Genomic DNA, 12,641 nt, shown 5'->3' with positions numbered 1-12,641 from the left:
CGACACGGCGTGAAAAGGAGAACCATGGCAGAGCACGATGAGGGTGGCACGGACCTCGCCACCTCGTCGGCCACCGGGCACGGAACGGCTCCGGCCGGCACCGCGGTCGTGACGCGGGACCGCGTCCAGGACCCGGGCCTCCCGCCGCACCGCCCCCGGATGACCGACCTCGACCCCAAGGTCGAGAAGCGTGCCGAGCGCACGGTGTACACGCTCTTCTACCTCTCCTTCGCGGGCTCGATCTTCGCGGTCGCCGCCTACATGGCGTTCCCGATCACCGAGGACGTCGCGTCGGTCCGGCTGAACACGCTGTTCATCGGCCTGGGCATGTCCCTCGCGCTCCTGGGCATCGGCATCGCCGCCGTCCACTGGGGCAAGCAGCTGATGTCGGACCACGAGGGCATCGACATCCGCCACCCCGTCCGCAGCGCGGAGCCCACCCGCGCCCGTGCGCTCGAGATCTTCGACCAGTCCGACAAGGAGTCCGGCTTCGGCCGCCGCTCCCTCGTCCGGAACAGCCTGATCGCCTCCCTCGTCGTGTTCCCCCTGCCCGCCGTGATCCTGTTCCGGGGCCTCGGCCCGCAGGACCAGAACCCCGTCGCCCTCCTCAAGACCACCCTGTGGGAAGAGGGCACGAGGCTCACCCTGGACCCGTCGGGAGCGCCGATCCTCGCATCGGACGTCACCCTCGGATCCGCCTTCCACGTCATCCCCGAGGGTCTCAACGACGCCGAGGGCAAGCTGGAGGAGAAGGCCAAGGCCGCCGTCCTCCTGATGCGCCTGAAGCCGGAGGACCTCATCGTCAGTGAGGGTCGCGAGACCTGGAACTACGACGGAATCGTCGCCTACTCCAAGATCTGCACGCACGTCGGCTGCCCTGTGGCGCTGTACGAGCAGCAGACCCACCACCTGCTGTGCCCGTGCCACCAGTCGCAATTCGACATCACGCGCGAGGCCGCCGTCATCTTCGGCCCGGCGAAGCGTCCGCTTCCGCAGCTCCCCATCACCGTCGACGCCGAGGGTTACCTGGTCGCCAGAAGCGACTTCACGGAGCCCGTCGGACCGTCCTTCTGGGAGCGATGACTCACATGTCCACCACCACCCCCTCACGCCCCTCCAGCTCCCCCGCGGAGCCCGAGGACGGCGTCATCCTCGGATCCGGCAAGTTCCAGAAGGGGTACGTCGGAGCGGCGTCGAACTACATCGACGAGCGCACGAGCATCTCCGCGGTCGTCAAGGAGTTCGGTCGCAAGATCTTCCCCGACCACTGGTCCTTCCTCCTCGGCGAGGTCGCGCTCTACAGCTTCGTCATCATCCTGCTGTCGGGCACGTTCCTCACCTTCTTCTTCCAGGCCTCGATGGTCGAGACGCACTACGAGGGCAGCTATCTGCCCCTCAAGGGCATCGAGATGTCGGCGGCGATGTCGTCCTCGCTCGACATCTCCTTCGACATCCGCGGCGGCCTGCTGATGCGGCAGATCCACCACTGGGCGGCGCTGCTGTTCGTGGCCTCGATCGGCCTGCACATGCTGCGCATCTTCTTCACCGGTGCGTTCCGCAAGCCCCGCGAGCTCAACTGGGTCATCGGCTTCGTCCTCTTCATCCTCGCGATGGCCGAGGGCTTCACCGGCTACTCGCTCCCCGACGACCTGCTCTCGGGCAACGGCCTCCGCATCATCGACGGCATGGTCAAGGGCATCCCGATCGTCGGCACCTGGATCTCGTTCCTGCTCTTCGGCGGCGAGTTCCCGGGCACCGACATCGTCGGCCGCCTCTACACGCTGCACATCCTGCTGCTGCCGGCGCTGGTGCTCGCGTTCATCGCCCTCCACCTCGTGTTCGTGGTCGTCCACAAGCACACCCAGTTCCCCGGTGCGGGCAAGACCGAGCAGAACGTCGTCGGCTACCCGGTGCTGCCGGTCTACGCCGCGAAGGCCGGTGGATTCTTCTTCATCGTCTTCGGCGTCGTCGTCCTCATCGCCTCGCTGTTCACGATCAACCCGATCTGGAACTACGGCCCGTACGACCCCTCGCCCGTCTCCGCGGGAACCCAGCCCGACTGGTACATCGGGTTCGCCGACGGCGCCCTGCGCCTCGTCCCGCCGGGACTCGAGTGGGCCATCCCGGGCATCGGAACCCTGTCGTTCAACATCCTGATCCCGCTCGTCGGTCTCGGACTGTTCATCGCCGTGGTCATGCTCTACCCGTTCCTCGAGGCGTGGATCACCGGTGACAAGCGCGAGCACCACCTGCTCGACCGCCCGCGCAACGCCGCGACCCGCACCGCGATCGGCGCCGCCGGAGTCAGCTTCTACGCCGTCCTCTGGGCCGCCGCGTCGTCCGACCTCATCGCGACGCACTTCCACCTCACGATGGAGGGCGTGATCCACAGCCTGCAGTTCCTGCTCATCGCGGGTCCGTTCATCGCGTACTTCATCACCAAGCGCATCTGCCTGGCGCTACAGAAGAAGGACCGCGAGATCGCGCTGCACGGCTTCGAGTCTGGCCGCATCGTCCGCCTCCCCGGCGGCGAGTTCATCGAGGTGCACCAGCAGCTCGACGAGTACGAGCGCTGGAAGCTCGTCGGTCAGGACGAGTACGAGCCCCTGATGATCCGTCCGGACTCGCGTGGCCGCATCACCGCCCCGCAGCGCGTCCGCGCCGGCCTCTCCCGCTGGTTCTTCGAGGACCGGATCACCCCCGTCACCCAGAAGGAGCTCGAGAGCTCGCACAGCGAGCACTGATCCTCCCCCCGAAGGGCCCGGACGTTCATTCGTCCGGGCCCTTCGTCGTTCCTGCAGCGGGGCGGCGCCTGTCCTCCGGCGCGGTGGAGGTCGGCGGTGGACCGAGAGCCGGTGAGACCGGATCACAGCGCCTCGACGGCGACAAGCCGGCAGGAACGTGAGGCGATCCTCCGGACGGCGAGGCCCCCGCTCCGCGGATCACGAGATGCCATCTGACCGCCGAGCTGGAGACGTCCGCCTCCCTCGGATCACCGAGTGATCCAGCCTGTCTGCATAGTCGCAGTGTCGTCGTCCGATGAGCTCCCCGTCCCCGTCCACGTCGAGACACTCGGCATCGGTTCGAGGGCACCCATTCTCAGCAGGCCTGTCAGGACTGCCCTCCCCCGCTCACGGCCGAGCCCTCTGTGATCGGCGACGGCGACACTCGCCGGTGAGACAGAGGATGCGACCTCCGGGCCTCGACGACCGTCGCTGCAGCGGCGTCTCAGGCTCCTTGTGCTCGCACCGACCGGCACGACCCGCTAGACGTACCGAGGAACTCTAAGAGCCGCAGGGGCGCCCGCGGTTCCGCCGGGGTGCGGGCTCCGCTGGGGTCGGAACGGTGTGCAGGAGTCCGTAGGGCAGCGCAGGCGCCAGAACAGGCGCGGCAGGCCCAGTACGGCCGCAGGCGCAGCAGTATCGGCGACCGTAGCGGCCACCACCGCCGGCACACCCACAAGCGCACCGGAGAGCCGCCACAGGCGTAGCCCGCTCACCCGTGACCGGAGCAGGAGCCGTCGCAGCGCTGCTCTGGAAGGGTGACGACGCGGCCCGACGCTGCTGCTCGACGCCGCCCGCTGCGCTCCCCTGCGAGCTTCCGCGTCGCGGGCAGTCGGATGTTCCCAAACGTGCGCCTCCGCGCGGAACGCCTCTGTGTCCTGCCAGCAGGACACCAAGAGAGATCCCGCTCAGCTCGTCATCCCTCACTGAGCGGCCCCGGCCCTCACTCCCGGCTCTCACCCGGATGTCCCTGCTCTCACCGGGAGGCTCGATCCCCCACTGATCGGCGAGCGACGCCCCTGCACGAAGCCGAACGGCCGAGCCGACCGGGTCCCGACCGCGTGTCCCTTCCTCCTGGATAAGCGAAAAGGCCGGGTGCACGGAGCCGAAGCCCTCGTGCACCCGGCCCTCGGCCGAGCGATGCGCCCTAGCGGGCGAAGTACCCGCGGTAGTACTCGTACACCCAGCCGGCGATGGCGACCAGGAAGAGTCCGACGGCGATGTAGGTGATCCAGAACCCCACGGCCAGGCCGAGGAATCCGAGGGCCGCGGAACCGCCCAGGATCAGCGGCCACCAGCTCCACGGGCTGAAGAAGCCCAGCTCGGGGTCTCCGTCATCGATGTCCGCATCGAGGCGGTCCTCGGGGAGCTCGGCACCCTGCGCCTTGTGGACGCGGCCGACGTAGAACGCGATGAACGCGCCCAGCACGGCCGAGAGGCCGATGCCGACGGTGCCGACCCACTCCACCTGGCCCGTGTCGAGCAGCGACCACACGATGTACGTGATGTCGGCGAGGAGGAAGAAGCCCGCGAGGAGCCAGAAGAGATTGACGTTGGCGCGCATGGCCCTACTTCACCGTGCCTTCGGACTTGTCGTACGTGGGGGCGTCCGGAGCGTCCTTCGCCGGACCGATTCCGACGGGGATACCGGCCTCGGGGTGGTTGAGGTCGAACGCCGGGGCCTCGCTGCGGATGCGCGGGATCGAGGTGAAGTTGTGGCGGGGCGGCGGGCACGAGGTGGCCCACTCGAGCGACCGGGAGAAGCCCCACGGGTCGTTCACCGTCACCTTGGGCGCCTTGCGGGCCGTGATGTACACGTTCAGGAAGAACGGGATCAGCGACACCGCGAGGATCATCGCTCCGACCGTCGACACCTGGTTCATCCAGGTGAAGCCGTCCTCGGGCAGGTAGCTGGCGTAGCGGCGCGGCATGCCGACGACGCCCAGCCAGTGCTGGATGAGGAAGGTGGTGTGGAAGCCGATGAACAGCAGCCAGAAGTGCCACTTGCCCAGCGTCTCGTTCAGCATCTTGCCGGTCCACTTGGGCCACCAGAAGTAGAAGCCCGAGAACATCGCGAAGACGACGGTTCCGAACACGACGTAGTGGAAGTGCGCCACCACGAAGTACGAGTCCGAGACGTGGAAGTCGAGCGGGGGCGACGCGAGGATCACGCCGGTGAGTCCACCGAAGGTGAAGGTGATCAGGAAGCCGATCGCCCAGATCATCGGGGTCTCGAAGGTCACCGATCCGCGCCACATGGTGCCGACCCAGTTGAAGATCTTCACGCCGGTCGGAACCGCGATGAGCATGGTCATCAGCGAGAAGAACGGCAGCAGGACCGATCCGGTGACGTACATGTGGTGCGCCCACACCGTCACGGAGAGGGCGGCGATCGCGATGGTCGCGTAGATCAGCGTCTTGTAGCCGAAGATCGGCTTGCGGCTGAAGACCGGGAAGACCTCGGACACGATGCCGAAGAACGGCAGCGCGATGATGTACACCTCGGGGTGGCCGAAGAACCAGAACAGGTGCTGCCAGAGCAGGACACCGCCGTTGGCCGCATCGTAGATGTGGGCGTCGAACACCCGGTCGGCGCCGAGGGCGAACATCGCGGCGGCGAGCACCGGGAACGCGAGCAGCACGAGGATCGACGTCACCAGGATGTTCCAGGTGAAGATCGGCATCCGGAACATCGTCATGCCGGGGGCGCGCATCGTGATGATCGTCGTGATGAAGTTCACCGCGCCGAGGATCGTGCCGAAGCCCGAGAGCGCGAGGCCGAAGACCCAGAGATTGCCGCCGAGCCCTGGTGAGAACGTCGTGCTCGACAGTGGCGCGTACGCGAACCAGCCGAAGGACGCCGCACCCTGCGGGGTGACGAATCCGGCGACCGCGATGAGCGAGCCGAAGCTGTAGAGCCAGTACGCGAAGGCGTTGAGGCGGGGGAACGCGACGTCGGGGGCGCCGATCTGCAGCGGCATCAGGACGTTGGCGAACCCGGCGAAGAGCGGCGTCGCGAACATCAGCAGCATGATCGTGCCGTGCATCGTGAACAGCTGGTTGTACTGCTCGCGCGTCTCGACCACGTTCAGGCCGGGCTCGAACAGCTGGGCGCGGATGACGAGTGCCATCACGCCGGCGATGCAGAAGTAGATGAACGACGTGATCAGGTACATGTACCCGATGACCTTGTGGTCGGTCGACGTCATCCAGCGGACGAGGACGTTCGCCTTGCGCTGGACCGGCGGAGTGCCGGCGGTGCGCGTCGGGCGGGGTGCCGTGGCGGTGCTCATGCTCCCTTACTCCTCGTTCTCGCGGGCCGGCGCGCCGGTTCCGGGAAGGTTCGAATTGCGGTTGTACTCGGCGCCGAGCTGACCGGTCTGGCCCGCGTCGCGCAGCGACTGGATGTAGTCGTCGTACTCGCCCTGCGAGACGACCTTGACGTTGAAGAGCATCGCGGAGTGGTACTCGCCGCAGAGCTCGGCGCACTTGCCCGCGTAGGTCCCCTCCTTGAGAGGCGTGACGTACATGTAGTTCGTCTTGCCGGGGATCATGTCCTTCTTGTAGAGGAAGTCGACGACCCAGAAGGAGTGGATCACGTCGCGCGCGTCGAGCTGGATCTTGATCTTCTGTCCGACGGGCAGGTAGAGCGTGGGGATCTCGGACTCGACGAGCGAGCCGGCGGCGTCTCCGCCCTCCTGGTACTGGCCCTGGATGCCGGCGGAGTAGACGTCCTCGTCGACGTAGTTGAAGTCCCACGCCCACTGCTTGCCGTACACCTGGATGGTCTCGTCCGGGTCGTCGTAGGGCTGCTCGATGGCGGCCTGGTCGCGCGCGGTGAAGGCGAAGAAGCCGATCACGAGGATCAGCGGCACGATCGTGTAGAAGATCTCGATCGGCATGTTGTAGCGCAGCTGGACCGGCAGGCCGGTCTGCCCCTTGCGACGGCGGTAGACGACCACCGCCCAGATGGTGAGACCCCACGTGACGACGCCGACGGCGAGCAGGACGATCCAGGAGGTGACCCAGAGTCCGATGACGCGGTCGACGTGGTTCGTCGTGCCGGGTTCGGTGGGGAGCCAGCCCTGGAGCTGCTCTTGCGTGCAGCCCGCGAGGACGAGGGCGAGGGCTCCTGCGACGGGGGCAGCGACCCATCTGCGGATTCGGCGATTGAAGCGCACCGGTGACCTTTCGGAAGACTGGGGACCAGTTCACACGAAACTGTATTAGACCGGCTCCAGCCTACCCTTCCGCTCCGGCGGCCCGGTGCACGACGACCCGCTCTTGACGTCCCGGTCGAGTGGTGCAGTCATGACGAACGGCGCCCGACGGGCCACCGGAGTGGACTGTCGGACGCCGTTCGGAGGCGCTGCGGCCCGGGGCCGCGCGGCGTCAGTGGAAGCTGTCGCCGCAGGCGCAGCTGCCGCCCGCGTTGGGGTTGTCGATGGTGAAGCCCTGCTTCTGGATGGTGTCCTCGAAGTCGATCGAGGCGCCGTCGAGGTAGGGGACGCTCATCTTGTCGACGACGAGGCCGACGCCCTCGAACTCCACCGCGGCGTCGCCGTCGAGGGTGCGCTCGTCGAAGTAGAGCTGGTAGATGAGGCCGGAGCAGCCGCCGGGCTGCACCGCGACGCGCAGGCGCAGGTCGTCGCGGCCCTCCTGCTCGAGCAGGCTCTTGACCTTGGCGGCGGCGGTCGGGGTCATCGAGACGCCGTGGGCCGCGCTGGGCGGGGTGGCGAGGGGGGTCGCCGTCTGGTCGGTCAGTGTGTCTGACATGTCACTCCTCAGGGGACGGGCGGAACGGTCGTCGTGCCTTCCGGGATTCTACGGCTGCAACCCGGGTGGTCACCCGGGTATTCCACGACCGGTGGTCAGTCGCGGTGAGCGGCGGCACGGAGCAGGAACAGCGCCTCGGTCTGCGCGGCGCGCTTGAAGACGCCCAGGTGCAGCGACTCGTTGGGGCTGTGCGCGCGCGAGTCGGGGTCCTCGACACCGGTGACGAGGATCTGCGCCTCGGGGAACTCGCGCACGAGGTCGGCGATGAACGGGATGCTCCCGCCGATCCCGGTCTCGAGAGGCTCGCGTCCCCAGGCGTCCGCCATCGCGCCCTTCACCAGGTCCACGGCCCAGCCGGTCGCGTCGACCAGGAACGGACTGCCGGTGTCGACGTCCTCGATCGCGAGGTGGGCGCCGAACGGGGAGTTCGCCCGGAGGTGGCTCTCGATGGCGGCGAACGCCTCCTCCGCGTCCTGGCCGGGGGCGATGCGGGCGCTGATCTTCACGCGCACGGACGGGACGAGGGTGTTGGAGGCGTCGACGACGCTGGGCGCGTCGATCCCGGTGACCGTGACGGCCGGCTTCGACCACAGGCGCGAGAGGATCGCGCCGGTGCCGATCGGCGAGACCCCGTCGAGCAGCCCGGAGTCGCGGCGGAGGTCCTCCTCGGTCGTCTCGGGCACCGCTCCGTCGTGCTCGGTGAGGCCGGCGACGGCGACCGAGCCGTCCTCGTTCCAGAGCGTCGCGAGCAGGCGGACCGCCGCGAGCATCGCGTCCGGGACCGCTCCGCCGAGCATGCCCGAGTGCGAGGCGTGCGCGAGAGTGCTGACGGTGAGGGTGAAGGTGACGTTGCCGCGCAGGCCCACCGTCAGCGCGGGGGTGTCGACGTCCCAGTTGTCGCTGTCGGCGACGATGATCGCATCCGCGCGGAGGGCGTCGTGGTGCTCGCGGAGGAAGGTGGGGAACGAGCGCGACCCGAACTCCTCCTCCCCCTCGATGAAGAGGACGAGCCCGAGGTCGTGGTCCTCGCCCGCGACCTCGCGGAGTGCGCGCACCGCGGCGAGGTGGGACACGACTCCCGCCTTGTCGTCGGCGGCACCGCGCCCGTACAGGCGGTCGCCGCGCACGGTCGGCTCGAACGGAGGCGTCTCCCACGCCGACTCGGCGCCCTGCGGCTGAACGTCGTGGTGGGCGTAGAGGAGGACGGTCGGCGCTCCATTGCGGGCGGCGCGGGTGGCCAGGACGGCAGGCTGGCCGAGCACGTCGGTGCCGTCGATCGTGGCGCTGTGGATCGCGACGTCGTCGAAGACGCCCGTCTCGCGCGCGAGCTCGGCGATCGCCTCGGCGCTGGCGGCCACGCGGGTGGCGTCGAAGCCGTCCCACGAGACGGACGGGATCCGCACGAGCTGCCCGAGCTGGGCGAGCGAGCGCGGCAGATCGTCGCGGACGGCGGCGAGGACGGCCTCCTCGTCGGAGGAGAGTGCGGGCGGAGTCGGAGCGTCGTGAGCCATGGAGGTAATCTTAAGAGACCCCCGATTCCAAGGACGTTCCCCGTGGCCAAGCACCCGATCGCAACCGACACGCCCGACGACGCCGGCTCGCCCGGCTCCGGGAAGGGCCGGCCGACGCCGACCCGGCGCGAGCAGGAGCTGGCCCGCAAGCGTCCGCTGGTCGTCACCGACCGCAAGCAGGCTGCCCGCGACGCCCGCGAGAAGGCCGCCGTGTCACGCGAGCAGGCCCGCATCGGCCTGGCCGCCGGTGACCAGCGCTACCTGCCGCTGCGCGACAAGGGTCCTCAGCGCAAGTTCGTGCGCGACTGGGTCGACGCGCGCTTCAGCCTCGGCGAGTTCCTCATCCCGGTGATGGTCGTCGTCCTGCTGCTGAGCTTCTTCCCGCAGCCGGAGCTGCAGTACGCGACGCTCGTCATCCTCTGGGTGTTCTTCCTCCTCGCGGTGATCGACTGCATCCTCCTCGGCATGCGGATGCGCCGGAAGCTCGCCGAGCGCTACGGCGCCGACAAGGTCGAGAAGGGCATCCGCTGGTACGCCGCGATGCGCGCCCTCCAGCTGCGCGTCATGCGACTGCCGAAGCCCCAGGTCAAGCGCCGCGCCTTCCCCGAGTAGTCGGACGGCGGACCACGAAGGGCCCCTGCGGTCGCGCCTCGCGCGGCTCCGGGGGCCCTTCGTGGTGCACGGCGGGTCAGGAGGCGCGGGCCAGTCCCCGGTTGATGTCCCGAGCCCACAGGGGCCCGCGGTAGATGAAGGCGGTGTAGCCCTGGACGAGGGTGGCGCCCGCGTCGAGGCGCTCGCGCACGTCCTCGGCCGTCTCGACTCCTCCGACGGAGATCACGCAGAAGGCCGCGGGGACGACGCCGCGGATCACGCGGAGCACCTCGAGCGAGCGCGCGGCCAGCGGGGCACCGGAGAGGCCGCCGGCGCCGGCCGCCTCGACCAGGGCACGATCGGTCGAGAGGCCCTCCCGGGAGAGCGTCGTGTTGGTCGCGATGATCCCGTCCAGACCCAGGCGCACGGCGAGCTCGGCGACCCGGCCGACCTCGTCGTCGGAGAGGTCCGGGGCGATCTTGACCAGCAGGGGCGTCGTGTCGGCGGCGTCCTTGACGGCCGCGAGGAGCGGCTCGAGGCGGTCGATCTCCTGCAGGCCGCGGAGCCCGGGGGTGTTCGGCGAGCTGACGTTCACGACGAGGTAGTCGGCGAGCGGCGCGAGCAGGCGCGTGCTGATCAGGTAGTCCTCGATCGCGTCGTCCACCTCGACCACCCGGCTCTTGCCGATGTTCACGCCGATCACGGGGCGGCGGCGCGCGCTGCGCAGCCGGATCAGCCGTTGCGCCGCGGCCTCGGCGCCGTGATTGTTGAAGCCCATCCTGTTGACGACGGCGCGGTCCGCGATCAGCCGGAAGAGGCGCGGCCGGTCGTTGCCCGGCTGCGCCCGAGCGGTCAGGGTCCCGACCTCGACGTGTCCGAAGCCGAGCGCGCCGAAGCCCAGGACCGCGGTGGCGTCCTTGTCGAAGCCGGCCGCGACGCCGAACGGGGTCTCGAAGCGGAGGCCGAGCGTCTCGACCGCGGGCGTTCCGCGCGGGACGGTGGTCCGGCGCAGGACCGGAGCGAGGGCTCCGAGGGCCCGGATCACCGGGAAGCTCAGGTGGTGCGCCCGCTCCGGGTCGAGGCGGCGCAGGACGGTGCGGAACAGGAGCGGGTACACCCGGGCCTCAGATCTCGTCGGCGCTGTGGGGCACGGAGGTGCGCTCGGCGCGGAGCAGGGTGATCGCAGACTCGAAGTCGTCCAGCGAGTCGAACGCCTGGTAGACGCTCGCGAAGCGGAGGTAGGCGACCTCGTCGAGCTCGCGCAGCGGCGGCAGGATGGCGAGGCCGATGTCGTTCGCGTCGATCTGCGACGCGCCCGTGGAGCGGATGCTCTCCTCCACCCGCTGCGCGAGCACGGCCAGATCGGTGTCGGTGACGGGCCGGCCCTGGCAGGCCTTCCGGACGCCGCTGACGATCTTCTCGCGGCTGAACGGCTCCACGACTCCGCTGCGCTTGATCACGACGAGGCTCGCGGTCTCGGTCGTCGAGAAGCGCCGGCCGCACGACGGGCACTGCCGGCGGCGGCGGATCGAGAGGCCGTCGTCGCTCGTGCGCGAGTCGATCACTCGGGAGTCGGGGTGCCGGCAGAAGGGGCAGAACATCGAGGGCCTCTCGGTCTCAGGCGAAGCGGGCGTCGACGGCGTCGCCGTGGGCGGGCAGCGCCTCGGCGTCGCTGAGAGCGCGGATGTGCGGGGCGACGCGCTCGAGCGCACCGCGGTCGTACGAGATCAGCTGCTGCGGCCGGAGGAAGGTGTAGGCGCCGAGCCCGGAGGAGAAGCGCGCCTGCCCCAGCGTCGGGAGCACGTGGTTGGAGCCGGCGAGGTAGTCGCCCAGGCTCACCGGGGTGGTCGGACCGAGGAAGATCGCGCCGGCGTCGTGGATCCGCTCGGCCGTCGCGACGGGGTCGGCCGTGTGCAGCTCGAGGTGCTCGGGGCCGTAGGCGTCGCTGAACGCGCAGGCGAGCTCGAGGTCGTCGACGATCACGAGCGCGGACTGCGGGCCGTCGAGTGCGATGGCCACGCGCTCCGCGTGGTGGGTGGCAGCGGCCTGGGCGGCGACCTCGCGCTCGACGGCGGCGGCGAGCTCGGCGCTGTCGGTGACCAGGACCGCGGAGGCGGCCTCGTCGTGCTCGGCCTGGCTGACCAGGTCGGCGGCGACAAGGCGCGGGTCGGCGGAGTCGTCGGCGATCACGAGGATCTCGGTCGGGCCCGCCTCGGAGTCGATGCCGACCTGGCCGAGCACCTGGCGCTTCGCGGTGGTGACCCAGACGTTGCCCGGCCCGGTGATGATGCTGACGGGATCCAGCCCGATCGAGTCGACGCCGTAGGCCAGTGCGGCGACGGCTCCGGCGCCCCCGACCGCGTAGACCTCGTCGATGCCGAGCAGAGCGGCCGCCGCGAGGATCGTGGGGTGGACGGAGCCGCCGAACGCCTTCTGCGGCGGCGAGACCAGGGCGATGGAGGCGACTCCGGCGGCCTGCGCGGGCACGGCGTTCATGACGACGCTCGACGGGTAGACCGCCTTGCCGCCGGGGACGTACAGCCCGGCGCGGGCGACGGGCTGCCAGCGCTGGGTGACCGTGGCGCCGTCGTCGAGCTCGGTGGTGCGGGGCGGGGGGATCTGTGCGGCGCTGGCGCGGCGGACGCGCGCGATCGCCTCCTCGAGTGCGCTGCGGATGGCCGGGTCGAGGCGGTCGAGCGCCTCGGCGATCTGCTCGGCGGGCACGCGGAGGTGCGGGGGGCGCACGCCGTCCAGCCGCTCCGCCTGGTCGAGGAGCGCTTCCGCGCCGCGTTCTCGGACGTCGGCGATCAGCTCGGCGACGACGGGCCCGACGGAGGCGGACGTGCCCGGATTGCGGGGCACGAGGGCGAGGAGCTCGGCGGAGGAGGGACGACGGCCGCGGAGGTCGAGAGTCTGGATCATGGCCGCCCCAGTCTACGCGCCGCCCTCCCCCGCTCCCTCGCCCTCGTGCCCCGCAATC

General features: G+C 69.8%; 11 protein-coding genes. 3 read left to right on the top strand and 8 right to left on the bottom strand.

Going from position 1 to position 12,641, the window contains the following annotated elements; genetic code table 11:
* Positions 1–24: 24 nt before the first annotated feature.
* Entirely contained in the window at positions 25–1,083 is a 1,059-nt protein-coding gene (locus tag C5C44_RS14470; protein WP_104225358.1) for a ubiquinol-cytochrome c reductase iron-sulfur subunit, read from the top strand.
* Between the two features lie 5 nt (positions 1,084–1,088).
* Complete coding sequence (locus C5C44_RS14465; protein ID WP_104224650.1) at positions 1,089–2,744, top strand: ubiquinol-cytochrome c reductase cytochrome b subunit; 1,656 nt, start codon at positions 1,089–1,091, stop codon at positions 2,742–2,744.
* A gap of 1,186 nt (positions 2,745–3,930) precedes the next feature.
* On the opposite strand, the gene C5C44_RS14460 is transcribed toward C5C44_RS14465, so the two are convergent.
* From C5C44_RS14460 to C5C44_RS14440, 5 genes are all read right to left on the bottom strand, one after another.
* Positions 3,931–4,347, bottom strand: coding sequence for a cytochrome c oxidase subunit 4 (locus C5C44_RS14460; RefSeq protein ID WP_104224651.1), 417 nt, complete (start codon positions 4,345–4,347; stop codon positions 3,931–3,933).
* Between the two features lie 4 nt (positions 4,348–4,351).
* A complete protein-coding gene (gene ctaD / locus C5C44_RS14455) occupies positions 4,352–6,076 on the bottom strand; it encodes a cytochrome c oxidase subunit I (RefSeq protein WP_104224652.1) in 1,725 nt (574 codons plus the stop codon).
* 6 nt (positions 6,077–6,082) lie between these two features.
* Entirely contained in the window at positions 6,083–6,964 is an 882-nt protein-coding gene (gene coxB / locus C5C44_RS14450; RefSeq protein ID WP_104224653.1) for a cytochrome c oxidase subunit II, read from the bottom strand.
* Between the two features lie 211 nt (positions 6,965–7,175).
* Positions 7,176–7,559 (bottom strand): iron-sulfur cluster insertion protein ErpA, encoded by a 384-nt coding sequence (gene erpA / locus C5C44_RS14445; RefSeq protein ID WP_104224654.1) that lies wholly within the window; start codon positions 7,557–7,559, stop codon positions 7,176–7,178.
* A gap of 95 nt (positions 7,560–7,654) precedes the next feature.
* Complete coding sequence (locus tag C5C44_RS14440) at positions 7,655–9,070, bottom strand: dipeptidase (RefSeq protein ID WP_104225360.1); 1,416 nt, start codon at positions 9,068–9,070, stop codon at positions 7,655–7,657.
* Between the two features lie 42 nt (positions 9,071–9,112).
* Between C5C44_RS14440 and C5C44_RS14435 the strand changes: the two genes are divergently transcribed.
* Complete coding sequence (locus C5C44_RS14435) at positions 9,113–9,682, top strand: DUF3043 domain-containing protein (RefSeq protein ID WP_181027102.1); 570 nt, start codon at positions 9,113–9,115, stop codon at positions 9,680–9,682.
* A 76-nt stretch (positions 9,683–9,758) separates the two neighbouring features.
* Here the strand turns inward: C5C44_RS14435 and C5C44_RS14430 are convergent, their stop codons facing one another.
* The 3 genes from C5C44_RS14430 to hisD are packed head-to-tail and all read right to left on the bottom strand — an operon-like array spanning position 9,759 to position 12,583.
* Entirely contained in the window at positions 9,759–10,778 is a 1,020-nt protein-coding gene (locus tag C5C44_RS14430; RefSeq protein ID WP_104225361.1) for a quinone-dependent dihydroorotate dehydrogenase, read from the bottom strand.
* Between the two features lie 7 nt (positions 10,779–10,785).
* Positions 10,786–11,262 (bottom strand): transcriptional regulator NrdR, encoded by a 477-nt coding sequence (gene nrdR, locus C5C44_RS14425; protein WP_104224657.1) that lies wholly within the window; start codon positions 11,260–11,262, stop codon positions 10,786–10,788.
* 16 nt (positions 11,263–11,278) lie between these two features.
* A complete protein-coding gene (gene hisD, locus C5C44_RS14420; RefSeq protein ID WP_104246755.1) occupies positions 11,279–12,583 on the bottom strand; it encodes a histidinol dehydrogenase in 1,305 nt (434 codons plus the stop codon).
* Between the last annotated feature and the right edge of the window lie 58 nt (positions 12,584–12,641).

Source organism: Rathayibacter sp. AY1F6 (genome assembly GCF_002932035.1).
GTDB lineage: Bacteria > Actinomycetota > Actinomycetes > Actinomycetales > Microbacteriaceae > Rathayibacter.
This window is presented reverse-complemented; position numbering and strand designations above follow the sequence as displayed.

Coding starts and splice junctions, on each gene's coding strand:
- C5C44_RS14470 (WP_104225358.1), top strand. CDS start 25: ATGGCAGAGCACGATGAGGGTGGCACGGACCTCGCCACCTCGTCGGCC.
- C5C44_RS14465 (WP_104224650.1), top strand. CDS start 1,089: ATGTCCACCACCACCCCCTCACGCCCCTCCAGCTCCCCCGCGGAGCCC.
- C5C44_RS14460 (WP_104224651.1), bottom strand. CDS start 4,347: ATGCGCGCCAACGTCAATCTCTTCTGGCTCCTCGCGGGCTTCTTCCTC.
- ctaD (WP_104224652.1), bottom strand. CDS start 6,076: ATGAGCACCGCCACGGCACCCCGCCCGACGCGCACCGCCGGCACTCCG.
- erpA (WP_104224654.1), bottom strand. CDS start 7,559: ATGTCAGACACACTGACCGACCAGACGGCGACCCCCCTCGCCACCCCG.
- C5C44_RS14440 (WP_104225360.1), bottom strand. CDS start 9,070: ATGGCTCACGACGCTCCGACTCCGCCCGCACTCTCCTCCGACGAGGAG.
- nrdR (WP_104224657.1), bottom strand. CDS start 11,262: ATGTTCTGCCCCTTCTGCCGGCACCCCGACTCCCGAGTGATCGACTCG.
- hisD (WP_104246755.1), bottom strand. CDS start 12,583: ATGATCCAGACTCTCGACCTCCGCGGCCGTCGTCCCTCCTCCGCCGAG.